This window comes from Mesorhizobium sp. WSM3879, assembly GCF_002294915.1.
Classification (GTDB): domain Bacteria; phylum Pseudomonadota; class Alphaproteobacteria; order Rhizobiales; family Rhizobiaceae; genus Mesorhizobium.
On the sequence record NZ_NSFZ01000005.1, the window covers coordinates 309,185 to 328,872 of the forward strand.

General features: G+C 64.5%; 17 protein-coding genes and 1 pseudogene. 12 read left to right on the forward strand and 6 right to left on the reverse strand.

Annotation, left to right across the window (positions count from 1 at the left end):
• Window positions 1-75 precede the first annotated feature (75 nt).
• Entirely contained in the window at window positions 76-726 is a 651-nt protein-coding gene (cmk, locus tag CK218_RS14425; protein ID WP_067003402.1) for a (d)CMP kinase, read from the forward strand.
• 9 nt (window positions 727-735) lie between these two features.
• Here the strand turns inward: cmk and CK218_RS14430 are convergent, their stop codons facing one another.
• On the reverse strand, window positions 736-1,626 hold the full coding sequence (locus CK218_RS14430; protein ID WP_095828140.1) for a bile acid:sodium symporter family protein: 891 nt from the start codon (window positions 1,624-1,626) through the stop codon (window positions 736-738).
• On the opposite strand from CK218_RS14430, the gene CK218_RS14435 reads away from it, so the two are divergent.
• Window positions 1,625-1,825, forward strand: a complete 201-nt coding sequence (locus CK218_RS14435) for a hypothetical protein (protein ID WP_067003398.1) — start codon at window positions 1,625-1,627, stop codon at window positions 1,823-1,825. The two genes, CK218_RS14430 and CK218_RS14435, sit on opposite strands and share 2 nt — an antisense overlap.
• A 203-nt stretch (window positions 1,826-2,028) precedes the next feature.
• Window positions 2,029-3,726, forward strand: a complete 1,698-nt coding sequence (gene rpsA, locus CK218_RS14440; RefSeq protein WP_095828141.1) for a 30S ribosomal protein S1 — start codon at window positions 2,029-2,031, stop codon at window positions 3,724-3,726.
• Window positions 3,727-3,803: 77 nt separating this feature from the next.
• On the opposite strand, the gene CK218_RS14445 is transcribed toward rpsA, so the two are convergent.
• The 4 genes from CK218_RS14445 to CK218_RS14460 form a co-directional block, all read right to left on the reverse strand.
• Complete coding sequence (locus CK218_RS14445; protein WP_095828142.1) at window positions 3,804-4,511, reverse strand: SDR family NAD(P)-dependent oxidoreductase; 708 nt, start codon at window positions 4,509-4,511, stop codon at window positions 3,804-3,806.
• 184 nt (window positions 4,512-4,695) lie between these two features.
• Complete coding sequence (locus tag CK218_RS14450; RefSeq protein WP_095828143.1) at window positions 4,696-6,276, reverse strand: 5-guanidino-2-oxopentanoate decarboxylase; 1,581 nt, start codon at window positions 6,274-6,276, stop codon at window positions 4,696-4,698.
• A 197-nt stretch (window positions 6,277-6,473) separates the two neighbouring features.
• Window positions 6,474-7,145, reverse strand: a complete 672-nt coding sequence (locus CK218_RS14455) for a TetR family transcriptional regulator C-terminal domain-containing protein (RefSeq protein WP_095777005.1) — start codon at window positions 7,143-7,145, stop codon at window positions 6,474-6,476.
• Complete coding sequence (locus CK218_RS14460; RefSeq protein WP_095777103.1) at window positions 7,115-7,987, reverse strand: dimethylarginine dimethylaminohydrolase family protein; 873 nt, start codon at window positions 7,985-7,987, stop codon at window positions 7,115-7,117. The genes CK218_RS14455 and CK218_RS14460 overlap by 31 nt, the downstream gene beginning before the upstream one ends.
• A 211-nt stretch (window positions 7,988-8,198) precedes the next feature.
• Here CK218_RS14460 and CK218_RS14465 point away from each other — a divergent pair.
• The 7 genes and pseudogenes from CK218_RS14465 (at window position 8,199) to CK218_RS14495 (ending at window position 14,641) form a co-directional block, all read left to right on the forward strand.
• A pseudogene (locus CK218_RS14465) lies at window positions 8,199-9,013 on the forward strand (ABC transporter ATP-binding protein).
• A 55-nt stretch (window positions 9,014-9,068) separates the two neighbouring features.
• Window positions 9,069-9,863 carry a transporter substrate-binding domain-containing protein gene (locus CK218_RS14470; protein WP_067324186.1) on the forward strand — a complete coding sequence of 265 codons (795 nt, stop codon included), beginning with the start codon at window positions 9,069-9,071 and terminating at the stop codon, window positions 9,861-9,863.
• Between the two features lie 201 nt (window positions 9,864-10,064).
• On the forward strand, window positions 10,065-10,730 hold the full coding sequence (locus CK218_RS14475; RefSeq protein ID WP_127247917.1) for an ABC transporter permease subunit: 666 nt from the start codon (window positions 10,065-10,067) through the stop codon (window positions 10,728-10,730).
• On the forward strand, window positions 10,730-11,539 hold the full coding sequence (locus tag CK218_RS14480) for an ABC transporter permease (protein WP_067003383.1): 810 nt from the start codon (window positions 10,730-10,732) through the stop codon (window positions 11,537-11,539). Before CK218_RS14475 ends, CK218_RS14480 begins: the two co-directional genes overlap by 1 nt.
• Before the next feature lie 125 nt (window positions 11,540-11,664).
• Window positions 11,665-12,666, forward strand: coding sequence for an Ldh family oxidoreductase (locus CK218_RS14485; protein ID WP_095828144.1), 1,002 nt, complete (start codon window positions 11,665-11,667; stop codon window positions 12,664-12,666).
• A gap of 380 nt (window positions 12,667-13,046) precedes the next feature.
• Window positions 13,047-13,499, forward strand: a complete 453-nt coding sequence (locus tag CK218_RS14490) for a DoxX family protein (protein ID WP_095828145.1) — start codon at window positions 13,047-13,049, stop codon at window positions 13,497-13,499.
• 158 nt (window positions 13,500-13,657) lie between these two features.
• On the forward strand, window positions 13,658-14,641 hold the full coding sequence (locus CK218_RS14495; protein WP_095777001.1) for a complex I NDUFA9 subunit family protein: 984 nt from the start codon (window positions 13,658-13,660) through the stop codon (window positions 14,639-14,641).
• A 26-nt stretch (window positions 14,642-14,667) separates the two neighbouring features.
• On the opposite strand, the gene CK218_RS14500 is transcribed toward CK218_RS14495, so the two are convergent.
• Window positions 14,668-16,038: a cytochrome P450 gene (locus tag CK218_RS14500; protein ID WP_095828146.1), complete on the reverse strand. Its 1,371-nt coding sequence runs from the start codon at window positions 16,036-16,038 to the stop codon at window positions 14,668-14,670.
• A 180-nt stretch (window positions 16,039-16,218) separates the two neighbouring features.
• On the opposite strand from CK218_RS14500, the gene CK218_RS14505 reads away from it, so the two are divergent.
• Together CK218_RS14505 and gyrB are read left to right on the forward strand one after the other, a co-directional pair.
• Complete coding sequence (locus tag CK218_RS14505) at window positions 16,219-16,800, forward strand: NADPH-dependent FMN reductase (RefSeq protein ID WP_095828147.1); 582 nt, start codon at window positions 16,219-16,221, stop codon at window positions 16,798-16,800.
• Between the two features lie 245 nt (window positions 16,801-17,045).
• The gene (gene gyrB / locus CK218_RS14510; RefSeq protein WP_095828148.1) at window positions 17,046-19,517 is read left to right on the forward strand and encodes a DNA topoisomerase (ATP-hydrolyzing) subunit B; all 2,472 of its coding nucleotides are present in this window, start codon (window positions 17,046-17,048) and stop codon (window positions 19,515-19,517) included.
• Window positions 19,518-19,688 lie beyond the last annotated feature (171 nt).

The following is a 19,688-nucleotide window of genomic DNA, read 5'->3' on the forward strand; positions in this document are numbered from 1 at the left end:
CCGGCAGGACAGAGGGGCGCGCGAAGGATCGCGGCGCTCATCTTGCTCATTGCGCCTATCGTTCGAGGCGAGCCAATGAGCACCCCCTTCACCATCGCAATCGACGGCCCCGCGGGCGCCGGCAAGGGCACACTCGCTCGCCGGCTCGCCGATCATTACCGGCTGAACCTGCTCGATACCGGCCTCACCTATCGCGCCGTCGCCCATAAGCTGCTCGAGCTCGGTCTGCCGCTCGACAATGTCTCGGCGGCGGAAACCGCGGCACGCCAAGTCGATCTTTCGAACCTCGACCGTACGGTGCTTTCGGCGCATGCGGTAGGCGAGGCCGCCTCAAAGGTCGCCGTCATTCCGTCGGTCCGGCGCATCCTGGTCGATAAGCAGCGCGAGTTCGCCAAGGCGCCGCCAGGCGCGGTGCTCGACGGACGCGACATCGGCACGGTCGTGTGTCCCGACGCCGATATCAAGCTCTATGTCACAGCGAGCGCGGAAGTGCGGGCAAGGCGCCGGCTGGCCGAGATCGAAAGCATGGGCGGCAGCGCCGATTTTGCCACGATTCTCGCCGACATCGAGCGCCGCGACGAGCGCGATATGGGCCGTGCCGACTCCCCGCTCAAGCCGGCGGCGGACGCGCACTTGCTCGACACCAGCGACATGGCAATCGAGGCCGCGTTTCTGGCGGCCATGGCTATCGTTGACCGAGCCATGGCCGCGAAAGACCTCGCCTGAGCTTGGCTATCACGACCGGATCGTGCCTTCGATCGCAGGTCTGCCTGACCTGCTCACGACGGCTACGAAAACCGCCGCGGTGACATAGGCAATCAAGGCGTAAAGCGCTGGCGGGATGGCCATTTCGGCATTGTTGAGCAGATATTCGCTAAGCGCCAGGGCTATGACGAACGCGGCGTTGTGGATGGCCGTTGCCATGGTGATGGCGACCGCCTGCCGCCTCTCCAGGCGCAGCAGCGACGGAACGGCGTAGCCGAGCGCCATGCTCACCACGTTGAACGCAAAGGCGGCAAAGCCGACAACAGGTCCCCAGGTCACGATGACCTGCCGCTGATCGACGACGGCAAAAATAACGACCGCCGCAAGAAAAAGCGTCGCCAGTAGCTTGACGGGCCCCTCCAGGCGCTCGGCCAGGGCCGTGTAGCGGTGCCGGACGGCAACTCCGATCGAAACCGGGACAAGCACAACGGCAAAGAACTGCAGGAATTTCTCGATCGGCAGCGGGATGACGTGCCCGGCGCCATAGAAATGCAGCAGCGAAAAATTGGTGATCAATGGCACCGACACAAGCGCCACCATTGAGCTGATCGCCGTCAGCGTCAGGCTGAGCGCCGTATCGCCCTTGGCAAGGTGGGTGAAGAGAACCGCGGACGGGGCGCCGGGACTGGCCGCGAGCAGCATCATGCCGACCGCCATGGCAGGCGGCAAAGCCGAAACCGACACGATGCCGAAGCAAAGGACGGGAAGAACCAGTATCTGCACGATAAGAGCCACCAGGAGGGCCTTCGGTCGCAGCACCACCTGCAAGAAGTCCTGGAGCTTGAGCGACAGGCCAAGCCCCAGCATGATGATGACGAGGGCAACCGGCAGGAAGATGTTGAAAGTGGCGCTTGACTGCATGGTGATGCTCCCCGTGACAATCCATGTCGGCAAAAAAGAACTGCAACCGCGAACGCGTAATCGCAAAAACATTCGGGCGGAGCACGCGCACCGCCGCGACGCGCACTTGCCTGACACCGGCGAAGTGTCTATAGAGACCGCGTTTCTGGCGGCCATGGCTAACCATCAAAGACTGCTGGCCAAGAGAAACAAGGCCTGATGCGGGTTTTCCTCGTGTTTTCCGTTGCCGGAGGCGATGAAAATACCCATATCGGGCACGAACCAGCCTGCCAGCATTCTCTATGCGCCGGACTTGCCGCTTAAGCGGCCGAGGGCTCTTCAGCCCGGAACGCCGGCAGGCTCACGCAACGCTAACCCACGGCGCCCGCTTCGCTTGTTGTGCGAAGCATTCCAGGAGAAACAATGTCAGCTGCAAATCCCACTCGCGATGATTTCGCGAGCATGCTCGAAGAATCATTCACCGCCGGCCATTCCGGCGAGGGCCAGGTTGTCCGGGGCACGATCACCGCGATCGAAAAGGACATGGCCATCATCGATGTCGGCCTCAAGGTCGAAGGCCGCGTGCCGCTGAAGGAATTCGGCGCCAAGGGCAAGGATTCCTCCCTCAAGGTCGGCGACACCGTCGAGGTCTATGTCGAGCGCATCGAGAACGCGCTTGGCGAGGCCATGCTGTCGCGCGAGAAGGCCCGCCGCGAGGAGAGCTGGGTGCGCCTCGAAGAGAAGTTCACCAAGGGTGAGCGCGTCGAAGGCGTCATCTTCAACCAGGTAAAGGGCGGCTTCACCGTCGATCTCGACGGCGCCGTGGCGTTCCTGCCGCGCAGCCAGGTCGACATCCGTCCGATCCGCGACGTCTCTCCGCTGATGCACAACCCGCAACCCTTCGAGATCCTCAAGATGGATCGCCGCCGCGGCAACATCGTGGTGTCGCGCCGCACCGTGCTCGAGGAGAGCCGCGCCGAACAGCGTTCGGAAATCGTGCAGAACCTCGAAGAGGGCCAGGTGGTCGAGGGCGTGGTCAAGAACATCACCGACTACGGTGCGTTCGTCGACCTCGGCGGCATCGACGGCCTGCTGCATGTCACCGATATGGCATGGCGCCGCGTCAACCATCCGACCGAGATCCTCAACATCGGCCAGACGGTCAAGGTGCAGATCATCCGCATCAACCAGGAAACCCACCGCATCTCGCTCGGCATGAAGCAGCTCGAGAGCGATCCGTGGTCGGATATCGGCACCAAGTTCCCGATCGGCAAGAAGATCAAGGGCACCGTCACCAATATCACCGACTACGGCGCGTTCGTCGAGCTGGAGCCGGGCATCGAGGGCCTCATCCACGTTTCGGAAATGTCGTGGACAAAGAAGAACGTGCATCCCGGCAAGATCCTGTCGACGACGCAGGAAGTCGACGTGGTGGTGCTCGAGGTCGATCCGGCCAAGCGCCGCATCTCGCTCGGCCTCAAGCAGACGCTGGAGAACCCGTGGGAAGCCTTCGCGCGCAACCATCCGGTCGGCAGCCAGGTCGAGGGCGAGGTCAAGAACAAGACCGAGTTCGGCCTGTTCGTCGGCCTGGAAGGCGACGTGGACGGCATGGTGCACCTCTCCGACCTCGACTGGACCCGTCCGGGCGAGCAGGTGATCGAAGAGTACAATCGCGGCGACATGGTCAAGGCGCAGGTGCTCGACGTCGACATCGAGAAGGAGCGAATCTCGCTCGGCATCAAGCAGCTGGCCCGCGACACGGTCGGCGAGGCGGCGAGCAGCGGCGAGCTGCGCAAGAACGCCGTCGTCACCTGCGAGGTCACCGCGGTGAAGGATGGCGGTCTGGAAGTGCGGCTGGTCGACAGCGGCCTCGATACCTTCATCAAGCGTTCGGACCTTTCCCGTGACCGCGACGAGCAGCGCCCCGAGCGCTTCACCGTCGGCCAGAAGGTCGACGCCCGCGTCATCGCCTTCGACAAGAAGACCCGCAAGCTGCAGGTCTCGATCAAGGCGCTGGAAATCGCCGAGGAGAAGGAAGCGGTCGCCCAGTACGGCTCGACCGACTCCGGCGCCTCGCTGGGAGACATCCTGGGCGCGGCGCTGAAGAAGCAGGGCAACTAAGCTCCTTTCTTTACCGAAAGCAAAAACCCCGCTGGAGCGATCCGGCGGGGTTTTTCATTGCACTTTGATCTATGAGGTCAGGCTCGCCCGTAGAGCGGCACCAGCGTGCCGCTCATCGCCTGATTGGCGGGCGAGGCGAGATAGGCGATCGCCTCGGCGGCGGCCTCGAGGCTGACCCATTTGGTGAAATCGGCGTCGGGCATGTCGGCGCGGGTGGTGGGCGTGTCGAGCGTCGAGGGCGCGACCGCATTGACCAGGATGCCCTTGTGCTTCAGCTCCTCGGCCATCGCCTGGGTCATCGCGGCGACCGCCGCCTTGCTCGCGGCATAGGCGACCATTCCGGCGCCGCGCCTGGGATCAAGCCCGGCACGCGCGCTGACGTTGACGATGCGCCCAGCGGTGCCCGACGTCAGCATCGAGCGCACCGCGGCGCGGCTGCAAAGGAAGGTGGTCCGGGCATTGGTGTCCATCATCTCGGCAAAGGATGCCGTCTCGATCTTTTCGACCGGCGCCATGGTGAAACCGCCGGCGAGATGGATCGAAGCCCAAAGCTCCGGAACCTGATGGTAGAAGGCCTCGACCTTGGCGGAGTCCGACAGGTCGACATTGTGCGCCAGATGGACACTGGCGTGAGCCGCGTAGGGAAAATGCGGCGGAGCCGCGGCATGCGCATTGGGCACGTGGCAAATCGCGCCCTGCTCCAGCAATCTGCCGACAACCGCGCCGCCGAGCGCCCCGGTGCCGCCCGTCACCACGACATGCCTGCCGTTAAGCGTTTCCGTCATATTTCGACTGCTCCTGTCGTATTCTTATGGTTATGCCGCCCCAGCCTCGAACGTCGCGCCTTTCGCGTTGTCACTCAATTGAAATATCGACATGGCAGGCGTCCCGTCTTTGCATGCGTCGAGACAAAGCCGCGTAACGTGGCGCGGGCTGCGTCTCGGCCGGATGGGACGGTCGCCAGGACCTTCAATCGACGGTGATTTCTATAACCCGCGGCTTGCCGGCAGTTCGCGCGCGCTTCAGCGCACCGGCCAGGTCACCGACCCCTGTCAGCCGCTCGGCTTCGATGCCGTAGGCCTCGGCGAGCTTGCAGAAATCCGGCGGCGCCGGCGACACGCCGACCGGCTCGACGCCGACATCAAGCATCGAGGTCTCGATCTCGCGATAACCGCGATTGTTCCAGACGACGAAGATCACCGGCGCCTCGGCGTCGAGCGCCGCGCCGAGCTCCGGCAAGGTGAACTGGAAGCCGCCGTCGCCGGTGAGGCACACGACCGGCGCTTCGGGCACGGCAAGGGCGGCACCGATCGCCGCCGGCGGACCGTAGCCCAGCGCGCCGAAACCGGTCGCGGCATTGAACCAGCCGGCCGGACGGTCGTGGTCGTAATAAAGATTGGCGGCGTAGATCGGTTGCGTCGAGTCGCCGACGATGATGGCGCCGGGCAGCGCGTCACGGATCGTCTCCACCGCGCGCAGCTGCGACAGATAGTCTGGCCGCAGCTCCGCCAGAGCGGCCTCTCGCCCTGCGGCAGCGCGGGCTTCGCCGTCTTTCGCGGCGACATGAGCCGCGCCGAGTGCAGCCAGCAGGGCAGAAAGCGCCTCGGCACAATCGGCGTGGATGCCAACCGTCACCGGACGGCGCGCGAGCTGGTCGGCGCCGATATCGATGCGGATGAGGCTCGGCGGCAGCACGAAGCCGCCATCGCCGTAGCCGTCATAGTCGGTGGGGCCGAATTCGGTGCCGGCGGCGATCACCAGATCGGCGTCCGCCATCAGCGCGCGCACCGCCTTGAGGCTGGGGCTTGCCGGCACCAAGAGCGGGTGGCCATGCAGCAGGCCGCGCGCATTGGCGGTCTCGACCACCGGCGCGCCGAGCGCTTCGGCGAAGCGCGTCAGTGCCGCGTCGGCCTTCTTGGCACCGCCACCGGCAAGAATCAGCGGACGGCGAGCCGCCTTGATCAACCTCGCAGCCTCGGCAACCGCCGCCGCGTCCGGAGCGGGCGGCGCGGCGTAGCCGAGCACCGGCGCGAGCCCCTCGGCGGGCTTCACCATGACGTTTGTCGGGATCTCTATGTGAACCGGACCCGGCCGCGACGAGGAGAAGACGGCGAAGGCGCGGGCGAGCGCACCCGGCAGTTCCTCGGCCTCGGTGACACGCTCAGAAGACAGCGCCACCTTCTCCATCATGCCGCGCTGGTCCGGCAATTCGTGCAGGAAGCCCAAACCCTTGCCGAGCGTATCGGTGGCATTGACACCGGAGATCACCAGCATCGGCACCGAATCGGCGCGCGCCTGGCCCATCGCGGTGATGGTGTTGGTGAGGCCGGGTCCGGTGATGACGAAAGCCACGCCCGGCCGGCCGCCGGCGCGGGCGTAGCCGTCGGCCATGAAGCCGGCGCCCTGCTCGTGGCGCGGCGTGATGTGGCGGATCTTCGAACGCGCCAAGCCGCGATAAAGCTCGACCGTATGGACGCCTGGAATGCCGAAGACGGTGTCGACGCCATGCGCCTCGAGCAAGGTGATGAGCGCTTCGCCGAGCGTGGTCATTGGTTTTCTCCCTTTGGAGCGGATCACCGTTTAACGGAAACGGTGATTTGCTCTATCTCTTTGTTTGTTACGCAATCCCGGACGGGAAACCGCTTTTCACCTTTTCCTGGAATTGCTCTGGCCCGTGATGGCGTTTCGTTGAATTGCCATCCCGATCTAACCTTTGTTGAGCATGATCTTTCTCCGAAAACCGGGTCCTACTTTTCGGGATCATGCTTCAGCGGCGCGAGGCCGAGTTCGGCCTCGACAGCCTTGATGCCAATCGCCGCCAACTCGCCGGGCGAGAACATCTCACCGGCCAGGCAGCCTTCGATCCAAAGCCCGTCGATGATCGCATTGATGGCGATGGCATGACGGCGCAGCTGACTTGCGTCCGGTTCGCGCTGTTCGGCGGCGAGCACCTCGGCGACGACCGCTTCCACCTCGTTACGAAAGCCAAGATAGCCTTCGCGGTGAGCACGGGCGAGCGTCGGATCCGCACCGGCACGGCCGATGAAGGTCGCCCAGAGCGAAAACACCCGCTGGTCGATGATCGGCGCGCTGAGATTGGCGGTGACGAAAGCTGCAAGGCGTTGGCGAGGCGAAGCCTCTTCCATGACCAATGCTGCTTTCGCCTGCTCGGTCATGCGGCCGACCAGCGCCGTATAGGCCCCCTGCAGCAATTCTTCCTTGCCGGGGAAATAGTGCCGGATCAGGCCGGCGGTGACGCCGGCACGCAATGCGATGGTGCGCAAAGTGGCGCCCTGCAGGCCATATTCCGCCACGCAGTCCAGAGTCGCTTCGATCAGATCCTGCCGCCGCCGCTCCTCGCCCTCGCGACGGAACTTGCGGCGCGCCGTCATCGGCGCAGGATCGGCCGCGTCAGGCATGTCGGCCCGCCTTCGCAGGCGATACAGAGCGCATCCGCCTCGAAAATCTCAACCGTGCAGCCGGCGGCCTCCATCGCGGCTTTGGTCTTGGGAAAGCCCGCAACGGCAATGACCTTGTGCGGGCTGGTCGGCAGCACGTTCAGGCTGAGGCCGTTGGAAGCGGCGAATTCTCCGGCGTCGCCTTCGACCAGCCTGATGCCGCGCGCCTTCAGCATCTGATAGAACGGAGCCGGCAACAGCGGCGAATAGACCAGCGCGAGATCGTCGGCCAGCGGGCTGATCACCGACATCAGATGCAGGCACGCCTCTTCCCCCTGCCACAGCGGCAGATCAAAACCGTAGACAGAAATTCCCAGCGGCGTCAGCAGGTTCGAAACCTGCTGGATGCCTTCCTGGTTGGAGCGGACCCCGCGCCCGATCGCCAGCGTGCGGGCATCCACCCATACGCAATCACCGCCTTCGACCTGGCCGGGAGCCTCGACGCGGCCGAGGATCGGAATACCCAGCCCTCTGTAGGTTTCTTCATGCAGGGAGGGTTCCCTGGCGCGCAATGGCTTGCCCATGGACAGGATCAGCGCACCGTGCTCGGTCATCAGCGATGGGTCGTGCGTGAACACCGAATCCGAAAGGCCGTCGGCCTTGTCCTCGATCCATTCGATTTCGGCGCCGGAAGCGGCTACCAGTTCAGCAAGGACCGCGTGCTGCGACGCTGCCTTTGCCGGGTTGAACCCCGGGCCGTAGTGCCATTGAGCTCTGTCGGCGTCGCGCATCGCGTTCGCCGCCGACCGCATGAGAACGCGCCGCAGCGGCGCTGCCATGGATTGTGATCCGAAAGCGCTCATCAATGACCTTTTAAGATGAAAAAAACCGAAAAAATTTCATGAACGGCTATTTATACACTTGCGCAACAAGGTCGCAAGTGCCGTAATGAACGGGATTGACGGGCTCGCGCTGCCGGGTCCATGCTGAAGTGAGGAGCGGGACAGTACAGCGTATGTTGATGAGCCGGATGGACGTTCGACGAACTGCCGTCGCCCCTACAGAGGTTGCCCGGTGAGCGCGGTGGAAGCCGCCGCCGTCCCAGCCGGCCAAGCGCAGAGCGGCGCCGCCGAAGCCATCCATGTCGAGAACCTGCACAAGAAGTTCGGCCAGTTGCATGTGCTGAAGGGCGTTTCGCTGTCGGGCGCGACGGCGAGGTGATCGCCATCATCGGCGGCTCGGGCTCCGGCAAGTCGACGCTGCTGCGCTGCATCAACTGCCTGGAAAACCCGACCAGCGGCATCATCCGTGTCAATGGCGAGGAGATCAAGCTGAAGGCCGACAGCCACGGCCATACGGTTCCTGCCGACCGCAAGCAGATCGAGCGCATCCGCTCGAGACTCGGCATGGTGTTCCAAAACTTCAACCTGTGGAGCCACATGACGCTGATCGAGAACGTCATCGAGGTTCCGGTGCACGTGCTCGGCGTCAAGCGCGACGAGGCGATCGCCCAGGCCGAGAAGCTGCTCGCCCGGGTCGGGCTGGCGGAGAAGCGCGACGTCTACCCGGCATTCCTGTCGGGCGGCCAGCAGCAGCGCGCCGCGATCGCCAGGGCACTGGCGATCAATCCGCGCGTCATGCTGTTCGACGAGCCGACCTCCGCGCTCGATCCGGAGCTGGTCGGCGAGGTGCTGAAGGTGATCGGCGACCTGGCGCGCGAGGGGCGCACCATGGTGCTGGTGACGCATGAAATGAAATTCGCCCGCGAGGTCGCGACCCATGTCGTCTACCTCTACAACGGGCTGGTCGAGGAAGAAGGCCCGCCGGAACAGCTGTTCGGCGCGCCAAAATCCGAAAGGCTCAAGCAATTCCTCCGCAATGTCGGCTAGGGCCGGCGTCAAGCGGAGCGAAAACCGGGAACGACAACAAACTGGGAGTCCTGAAATGAAGACTGTTCTCAAGACCTTCGCCGCGGCGCTGCTGTTCGGCGTCGCCGCGATGGGCGTGGCCAAGGCCGATCAGGTCAAGATCGGCGTCGCCGCCGAGCCCTATCCGCCATTCACCTCGCCGGACGCGACGGGCAAGTGGGTCGGCTGGGAGATCGATTTCATCGACGCTGTCTGCGCCGAGGAGAAGCTCGACTGCGTCATCACGCCCGTTGCCTGGGACGGCATCATTCCGGCGCTCACCACCAAGAAGATCGACCTTATCGTCTCCTCGATGTCGATCACCGACGAGCGCAAGAAGACGATCGACTTCTCGGATAAGTACTACAACACGCCGACAGCAATCATCGGACCGAAGGATCAGAAGTTCGGCGCCACGCCGGACGATCTCAAAGGCAAGGTGATCGGCGTTCAGGTGTCGACCGTGCATGCCGTCTACGCCAAGAAGCACTTCACCGGCGCGCAGGAGATCAAGGAATACCAGACGCAGGACGAGGCCAACAACGATCTCGCCGCCGGCCGTCTCGATGCGGTGCAGGCCGACTCCATCGCGCTCGGCGAATTCCTCAAGACGGACCAGGGCAAGGCCTGCTGCGATCTGAAGGGCATGGTCGCGCCGGACGACGAGGTGCTGGGGCCGGGCGTCGGCGCCGGCGTGCGCAAGGAAGACACCGCGCTCAAGGAAAAGATCAACGCCGGCATCAAGGCGATCCGCGCCAACGGCAAGTACGATGAGATCTCCAAGAAATACTTCGACTTCGACATCTATGGCGGCGCCACGCAGTCGAACTGACGCCTCCATTTGATATTTGGGGGCATGGCCAGCGCCATGCCCCTTGGCCCAAACCTTGCCACGCAAGCCCGCCGCTGAACGCTGCGGTCGGCGGCTGCCAGCAATTCGGGGGCGAAGCTGATCAATGCCTTTCTTCCGGCCTCGGCGGCCGGCATCATCGAACTCCTGTCGCCCGTGCCGCCCGGCTGGGGCGGCACCCTGCTGGTCGGATTGCTGCATTCGATCGAGATCGCCATCGGCGCCACCTGCCTTGGTCTTTTGATCGGCACCGGCGGCGCCTGGGGCAAGCTTTACGGCGGACCGGTGACGCGCGATCTGCTCGCCGTCTACACCACGGTGGTGCGCGCCGTGCCGGAACTGGTGCTGATCCTGCTGCTCTATTACGCCGGCACCGATCTCATCAATCAGCTGCTGACCGCGATGGGTTACCAGCGCGTCGACATCAGCGGGCTGGCCGCCGGCATCTTTGTCCTTGGCGTCGTGCAGGGCGCCTATTCGACGGAAGTCATCCGCGGCGCCATCCTGTCCATCCCACAAGGCCAGATCGAGGCCGCCCGCGCCTATGGCATGCCGCCCGGCCTGATGTTGAGGCGCATAACATTGCCGGCAATGCTGCCTTTCGCCATTCCCGGCCTTGCCAATCTCTGGCTGATCGCCACCAAGGACACCGCGTTGCTTGCCGTCGTCGGCTTCTTCGAACTGACGCTCGCGACGCGTCAGGCGGCCGGCGTCACCAAGGCCTATCTGGTCTTCTATCTTGCTGCCGGCGCGCTTTATCTGGCGCTGACGCTGTTTTCCAACGTGATCATCGGCCGCGTCGAGGCCTGGTCGCGGCGCGGCATGCCTTCCGTCAAGGAGGCGCGCTGATGTCGGCCGAAGCGACCGCGATCAATATGGCGGCGCGTGCCTCGCTCTGGCTGAAGCCGCACCGCATCGTGCTGATCCTAATCGCGCTGGGATTGGTCCTCTGCGCGGCCTTCTTCATGCGCTGGGACTGGCTGCCGCAATATTGGCAGATGGGGCTGCTCGGCATCTGGCGGTCGCTGTGGATCCTCGTCGTGACCTGCGCGCTGGGCTTTATACTAGCCGTACCGCTTGGGCTGGCGCAGGCCGGTGGGCCGTTCTGGCTCGCCGCACCGGCCAAGATCTTCTGCACCATCATCCGCGGTACGCCGCTGCTGCTGCAACTGTGGCTGCTCTACTACGGGCTTGGATCGCTTTTTCCGCAATATCCATGGATCCGCGAGTCCTGGATGTGGCCCTATCTCAGGCAAGCCTGGCCCTACGGCGTATTGGCGTTGACCTTGTCATTCGCCGGCTATGAAGGCGAGGTGATGCGCGGCGCCTTCGCCGGCGTGCCGAAAGGGCAGCTGGAAGCCGCGCGCGCCTTCGGCATGAGCCGCTTCAAGATCTTCCGCCGCATCTGGCTGCCGCAGGCCTTTTTCCGCGCGCTTCCGACACTGACCGGCGAAACCGTGCTGCAGCTCAAGTCGACGCCGCTGGTGGCGACGATCAGCGTCATCGATATCTTCGCCGTCTCGTCCAAGGTGCGGCAGGACACTTATCTCACCTACGAGCCCTTGCTGCTGCTGGCGCTGATCTACATGACCATCACCGGCATCCTGGTTCTCATCTTCAGCCGCATCGAGGCCCGGATTCCGGTCAAGATCGGTTAGCAGGGGAGTAGGGGAGTAGGGGAATAGGGGAGTGTTCAGCCACGATCCGCATTCACATTTCCATCCCCATTCGCTATTTGCTCCACAATTTCCCCCTACTCCCTTACTCCCTCAGGACGGCTCCGATGCAACTCACTCTCGACCAGGCAACAGGGCTCTGCCGCATGGCGGCGCTCGGCGCCGGCGCCAACGAGGAGGCGACGCAGTCGCTGGTTGCCTCGATCATCGCCGCGCAAGCAGAAGGCCTGTCGGCGGTCGGCCTGTCGCATTTCATCGACTATCTGGAGGCCATCGAGGACGGTCGCATCGACGGCGATGCCGATCCGGTCGTCACCCGGCCGGCGCTGGCCGTCTACCTGTCCGACGCGCGCGGCGGGCTTGCCCATACCGGCTTCGACCGCACTATAGATGACCTCGTCAAGGCGGCGAGGCTGTTCGGCGTCGCCATCTTCTCGCAAAGGAACGCCTATACCTGCGGCGCGCTCGGCTATTTCACCGGACGGCTGGCAGCGCAGGGGCTGGTCTCGTTCGCCGCGACCAACGGGCCGGCGGTGCTTGCAGGCTCGGGCTCGGTCAAGCCGGTCTACTGCACCAACCCGATGTCCTTTGCCGCGCCTGCCGCGGACGGGCCGCCGTTGGTGATCGACCAATCGTCGAGCGCCACCGCCTTCGTCAACATCCGCAAGGCGGCGGAAGACGGCAGGAAGATCCCCGAGGGCTGGGCACTCGATGCCAGCGGCAACCCGACCACCGATCCGGCGGCGGCGATGAAGGGCGCGATGCTCGCCTTCGGCGGCCAGCGCGGCGCCAACATCGCGCTTATGGTCGAGGTGCTGGCGGCGGGGATTTCCGGCGCCAACTGGTCGCTCGACGCACCCTGGTTCTCCGGCGGGCCGGACAGCCCCGGAACCGGGCTCTTCGTGCTCGCTATCGAGCCCAAATTGGTCGATCCGGATTTTGAGCAGCGCATGAAGGACCAGCTCGACCGGCTGCGGCGGCGCTACGGCGTGCACATCCCCGGCCGTGCCCGGGCAGAGGCCGCTGAAAAGGCGACGGCGCGCGGTGTCGATATCCCGAAGGCGGTCGTGCAGCGCATTTCCGAATTCGCCGAACGCTACTCGGCCTGATCGAGGCATCGCCCGGCAACAAGGCGCGCATTTGCTTCGCGCCGCTTTGAACCTTTCTTAGCCCGGCAGCGACCCATCAGCGGCACCCCACATCGCAAGCCGCAAAAGGGTGGCTTGGATCGCGGCTTGCGATTGGCGGCCGTCGCGCCGGGCGTCCAGGGCCGGGGCGGGCGTGCTTGCTTCACGCCGCCTTGATACCGTCTCAGGTCAGGCCGCCTCGTTGGACCCTGTTTCGGTGCGCTCACTGCCCGGAAAACCCCGCCTCGGCGGGGTTTTCTGTTTCTCACTGCGGCAATAAAACATGCGAAAGTTCGTCAGGTTTATTCTATTTGACGGAGTGGACGCCTTTGCGTCCGTCAAATCAGCAAAAAGGAGACCGCATGTTCGCCAGCACCGACACGTCCAGAACAAGGCTTATCGTTCCGGCCCTAGGCGGACTCTATGCGACACTGAACAATGCGGCCGAAACGCTGCTGCGCGCCGTTGCCGGGGCCTTCCTCGCCATTCATGGCTCGCAGAAGATCGTCAATCCGCTTGGCGCCACGGAAATGGTCGAAGGTCTGGGCTTCTATCCTGGCGTCTTCTGGTCGCCGCTGCTCGCCTGCACCGAATTCTTCGGTGGCATTTTGATTGCCATCGGCCTCGTCACCCGCCCGGCCGCTTTCGCCGGCCTGATCGTGCTTCTGGTCACGGTATGGTTCCACTGGGTCACCATGGGCCAGGGCTTTTCGGGCGCGGAAAAGTCGCTGCTTTGGGCGGCAATCCTCGCCTTCTTCGTCATCCGAGGCGGCAACCGGCATTCGGTCGACGCGCGTATCGGCAAGGCGTTCTGAGCGGCTTTTACCCTGACGCAATTCGGCACGGAAAACCGCTCCACACTTTCCTGGAATTGCTCAAAAACAAGGCGGCGGCGACCTCCGGTCGCTCTTTGCCTTTGACGCGAAACGGATTAAGAAGCGGCTCAGCCAAGCTTTTGCGCGCGGAGCCAGCCATGACCGAAATCCTGCAGACCCCCAAGCTCGTCGTCGTGTTCGGCGGCTCGGGATTCGTCGGCCGTCATGTCGTTCGCGCGCTCGCCAAGCGCGGCTATCGCATCCGGGTCGCCTGCCGGCGGCCCGACCTTGCCGGCCATGTGCAGCCGCTCGGCAATGTCGGCCAGATCCAGCCGGTGCAGGCCAATGTGCGCGTGCGCTGGTCGGTCGACCGCGCCGTTCAGGGCGCCGACCACGTCGTCAACCTCGTCGCCATACTGCATGAGAGCGGCCGGCAGAAATTCGGCTCCGTGCACGAGTTCGGCGCGCGCGCCGTCGCCGAGGCCGCGCGATCGGTCGGCGCCGGCCTCACCCATATATCGGCGCTCGGCGCCGACCTCAACTCGCCGTCGGGATATGCCCGCACCAAGGCTCTCGGCGAGAAAGCAGTGTTCGAGACGGTGCCCGACGCCGTCGTCTTGCGGCCCTCGATCAATTTCGGACCCGAGGACGCCTTCTTCAACCGCTTCGCCAACATGGCGCGCTTCTCGCCCGTGCTGCCGCTGATCGGCGGCGGGGAGACGAAATTCCAGCCGATCTATGTCGGCGACGTCGCCGAGGCGGTGGCACGCTCGGTCGACGGCAAGGTCGAGCGTGGCCAGACCTATGAGCTCGGCGGCCCGCAGGTGTTGACCTTCAAGGAATGCATGCAGGAGCTGCTCGCCGTTATCGACCGCAGACGCCTCCTGGTGCCGGTGCCGTGGTGGGTGGCCAATATCCAAGCCTCGATCCTGCAGCTGTTGCCCAATCCGCTGCTGACCAAGGACCAGGTGCTGCAGCTGCGCGAGCACAACGTCGTCTCCGAAGCCGCCGCCAAGGCGAACAGAACGATCAATGGCCTCGGCATCCAGCCGCAGGCGATCGCCGCGATCCTGCCGAGCTATCTCTGGCGCTTCCGCGCCGCCGGCCAGTTCCAGCAGCGCCGGCCGATCGCCGACCGGTAGACTGTTCCCGATCGGGACCGTTCCAATCAGGCGCGGCGGGAAATCTGCATCGGCAGGCCGCCCTGCGGCTGCGTGGTCAGCTTCTGCACCGGCCATGGCCGAGTTTGTGACGTTACGTCGAAACGGAAGCGCGACAACAGGATGGCCAAAGCAATGATCGCCTCCTGCATGGCGAAGCTGGCGCCGATGCAGACGCGCGGCCCGGCGCCGAAAGGCAGATACTGGAAGCGGTCGATCCGTTCGCGGTTCTCCGGATGGAAGCGCTCCGGCATGAAGGCGTCCGGCCTGTCCCATAGCTTGCGATGGCGATGCACCACCCAGGGCATCACCAGCACGGCGGCGTATCTCGGGATATAAAGGCCGTTCCAGGTCTCCGGCTCGATCGGCTCGCGATTGATCGAGGGCGCTGGCGGATAAAGCCTCAGCGCTTCCTCGAAGGCGGCGCGGGTGAGCGGCATGGCGTCCAGCCATCTTGTCGGATCGGGCTCGCGCGCCAGCACCGCATCGATCTCCTGCTCGACCTTGTCGCGCTCCCAGGGCGCTTCGGCGAGACAGTAGATCGTCCAGCCGAGCGCGCGCGCCGTAGTCTCGTGCCCGGCGCCGATGAAGGTGATGATGTTGTCCTCGACTTCGGCGCGGGTCAGGCCATCCGGCCCCTCGGCTTTCAGGAGTAGCGTCAGGAAATCCTGCGGCACGCCGTCGGGATCGCGCTTCAGCCGCTCCTCGCGCATTTTCACCGTGTTGGCAACGATGTTGCGGAAATAGGCCATGGTCTTGCGGCCGCGGATGCGGGTCAGCCGCGGCAGCCATTCCGGGGCGCGCAACAGGTCGAGCGGATCGACCCGGCCCATGGTCTCGAACAGGCGGTCGATCTCCTTGGCGAAGCTGCCGGGCTCGCCGGCGATCTCGCCGGAAAACAGCGTCTCGGCCAGGATGTCATAGGTGAGCATCGTCATGTCACGGGCGACGTCAGTCGTGCCGCCGGCCTCGTAGCGGGTGGCGAATTCCAGCGTGCGCTTCAGCATCGACTCGGCGAAACCGAAGATGTGGCGCGGCGTGAACACCGGCGCCATCGCCTTGCGCGAGCGCTTCCACGTCTCGCCCTCGGCGGTGAGCAAGCCGTCTCGCAGGATCGGGCGCAGGATCAGCTGGCGCACCGTCGCCATCTTGTAGTTCCTGGCGTTGTCGACCAGCACGTGGCGGATGAGGCCGGGATCGTTGGCGATGACCAGCGGCCCGCCGATACCGGTCACCGAGATCCAGGGCTCGTTGTAGGTATGCTCGCCCCACAGCTCGAGCGGGTTGCGGTAGACGATGCGCATCATCTCCAGCGTCGAGGGCGGCTGGGTGCGCGGCTTCGGCGCAGGCGGCACGAAGGGGGCGGGCTTTGTGTCCATCGGATGCTCCGCTACGACGGCAAATGTAATGCGCGGCAAAGCGGGCGTCCATGTGACCGAACGGAAAGCCCATGGAGAGACCGCCTCGCCTGAATGTGAACGGCGCCCTTCGATGGCTGCTTGTTGACGGTGACCGGTTCCTTTAGTCGCCAACGGATACCGTCAATCGAGGAGCCACCCGTGAAGCACCAGTTGAGCATCATCATCGGCAGCACGCGACCGGGACGGGCCGGACCGATCTTCGCCGAGTGGCTGGAGGGGTTCGCGCGCGAGCACGGCAAGTTCGAGCCGGCGCTCGCCGACATTGCCGCCTTCAAGCTGCCGCTGCTCGACGAGCCGCATCATCCGCGCCTGCGCAAATACGAGAACGACCACACCAAGGCCTGGTCGACGGCGATCGACGCCGCCGACGCCTTCGTCTTCGTGGCGCCGGAATACAATTACTTTGCCGCTCCGGCGATTGTTAACGCCGTGGACTATCTGCTCAAGGAGTGGCGCTACAAGCCCGCCGCCATCTTCAGCTATGGCGGGGTGTCCGGCGGCCTGCGCGCGGCACAGGCGCTGAAGCCGCTGCTGACCTCCGTCGGCGTCATGCCGATCCCGGAAGGCGTGGCGCTGCCTTCCTACAGGACCTTGCTCGACAAGGAGGGCGCGTATCATCCGAGCGAGCAGGTGCTGGGCGGCGCCAAGGCCATGCTGGACGAGTTGTTCCGCTGGAGCGAGGCGCTGAAGGCGCTGCGCGCCGGCCTCCCGGCAGAATAGCAGCCGCCCCGATGTGACTGTTGCAAGGCCGCTCGGGCGCGACTTTCGCGCCGGCATAGCCCGCTGCCCGCACCGCGCTTCCCGGTGTATCGCGCCCGGCCTGCCAACGGCCGCTCGCCAAGCCGGCAAAACGCCTGCAAACCTTGGAAAAACGGCCATTTGCGCCTATATCTAGGACATCAAAACGGCGCGATTCGGGACCATTTTTCCGCGCCGGATCAGCGACATCAATCAGACAGGTATTTATGAGCGATCAGACCGAAAGCGCCATTGGCGCGGAAGCCGAGTATGGCGCCGATTCCATCAAGGTTTTGAAGGGGTTGGATGCTGTCCGCAAGCGGCCGGGCATGTATATCGGCGACACCGACGACGGCTCGGGCCTGCATCACATGGTCTATGAGGTGGTGGACAACGCCATCGACGAGGCGCTGGCCGGGCATGCCGATCTCGTCTCGGTGACGCTCAACCCCGACGGCTCGGTGACCGTTATCGACAATGGCCGCGGGATTCCGACCGATATCCACCCCAGTGAGGGCGTCTCGGCGGCCGAAGTGATCATGACCCAGCTGCATGCCGGCGGCAAATTCGACCAGAACTCCTACAAGGTTTCGGGTGGCCTGCACGGCGTCGGCGTCTCGGTGGTCAACGCTCTTTCGGCATGGCTCAAGCTCAAGATCCGTCGCAACGGCGAAATCTTCGAGATGAGCTTCACGCACGGCAATGCCGACGCTCCGCTGAAGGAGACCGGCACCTACGAGCAGGACAAGCGACCGGGGACCTATGAAGGCCGCAGCGGCAGCGAGATCACCTTCTTCCCGTCAGCCGAAACCTTCACCATGGTCGAATTCGACTACAACACGCTCGAGCACCGGCTGCGCGAGCTCGCCTTCCTCAATTCCGGCGTGCGCATCGTGCTGACCGACGCGCGCCATGCCGACCTCGTGCGCCACGAGCTGCATTATGACGGCGGCCTAGAGGAGTTCGTGAAATATCTCGACCGGGTGAAGAAGCCGCTGATCGAGAAGCCGATCGCCATTCGCGCCGAGCGCGACGGCATCACCGTCGAGGTGGCGATGTGGTGGAACGATAGCTACCACGAGAATGTGCTGGCCTTCACCAACAACATCCCGCAGCGCGACGGCGGCACGCATTTGGCCGGATTTCGCGCCGCGCTGACCAGGCAGATCACCGGCTATGGCGAGTCCTCCGGCCAGACCAAGAAGGAAAAGGTTTCGCTGACCGGCGACGACTGCCGCGAAGGCCTGACGGCCGTTCTGTCGGTCAAGGTTCCGGATCCGAAATTCTCCTCGCAGACCAAGGACAAGCTGGTCTCCTCGGAAGTCCGGCCGGTGGTGGAAAGCCTAGTCAACGAGGCGCTGGGCACCTGGCTGGAAGAGCATCCAACCGAAGGCAAGGTGGTGGTGGAGAAGGTGATCCAGGCGGCCGCCGCGCGCGAAGCCGCGCGCAAGGCGCGCGACATAACCCGCAAGAGCACGCTCGGCGTCACCTCGCTGCCCGGCAAGCTTGCCGATTGCCAAGAGCGCGATCCCGCGAAATCGGAAATCTTCATCGTCGAGGGCGACTCGGCCGGCGGCTCGGCCAAGGGCGGGCGCTCGCGCCAGAACCAGGCTATCCTGCCGCTGCGGGGCAAGATCCTGAATGTCGAGCGGGCGCGCTTCGACCGTATGCTCAGCTCCGACATGATCGGCACGCTGATCACGGCGCTCGGCACCTCGATCGGCAAGGACGAGTTCAACGCCGACAAGCTGCGCTACCACAAGATCATCCTGATGACGGACGCCGACGTCGACGGCGCCCATATCCGCACGCTGCTGCTCACCTTTTTCTTTCGGCAGATGCCGGAGCTGATCGAGCGCGGCCATCTCTACATCGCCCAGCCGCCGCTTTACAAAGTGACGCGGGGCAAGAGCTCGCAATATCTCAAGGACGAAAGCGCCTATGAGGAATATCTGATCGAGTCCGGGCTGGAAGAGGCTTCACTGACGCTCGCCTCCGGCGAGGTGCGGACCGGACAGGACCTGCGCGGGGCCGTCGACGACGCGTTGGCGGTGCGGCACCTGATCAACGGACTGCACACGCGCTACAACCGCAGTGTCGTCGAGCAGGCGGCGATCGCCGGCGCGCTCAACGCCGACGTGCTCGCCGATCTCGGCCGCGCCACCGCCATGGCCGAACACGTCGCCAGGCGGCTCGACATGATCGCCGAGGAGACCGAGCGCGGCTGGAGCGGACGGCTGTCGACCTCCAATGACGGGTCGGGCGGCTATGTCTTCGAACGCACCGTGCGCGGCGTCAAGGACGCGGTCCAGCTCGATGCCGGGCTGATCAATTCGGCCGATGCGCGCCAGCTGGACCGCTATGCAGCGCGTCTGGCGGAAGTCTATGGCGAGCAGCCGACGCTGCGCCGCAAGGAGACTTCCGAGCTCCTTTCCGGACCGCTGGCGCTGCTCAACGCGGTGTTCGCGGCGGGCCGCAAGGGACTGACCATGCAGCGCTACAAGGGCCTTGGCGAGATGAACGCCGAACAGCTCTGGGAAACCACGCTGGATCCGAATGTGCGCTCGCTGCTTCAGGTCAAGGTGGCCGACGCGACCGACGCCGACAGCTTGTTCTCACGGCTGATGGGCGACGAGGTGGAGCCGCGGCGCGAGTTCATCCAGGACAATGCGCTGTCGGTGGCCAATCTGGATATTTGAGGACCGTGCCAATCGGCCCTCTCAGCCTGCCGTCGGTCCGCCGTCCGTGGCGGATGGGGTGATCCGACCGGAACAGAAGGTCTCCTGAAACATTGTGACAGATCGATCACAACTTGTTTCAGGAGGTTTCGATGGGCCGCGGTATCTTGCTCTGGTTGCTCGGGGTTCCGA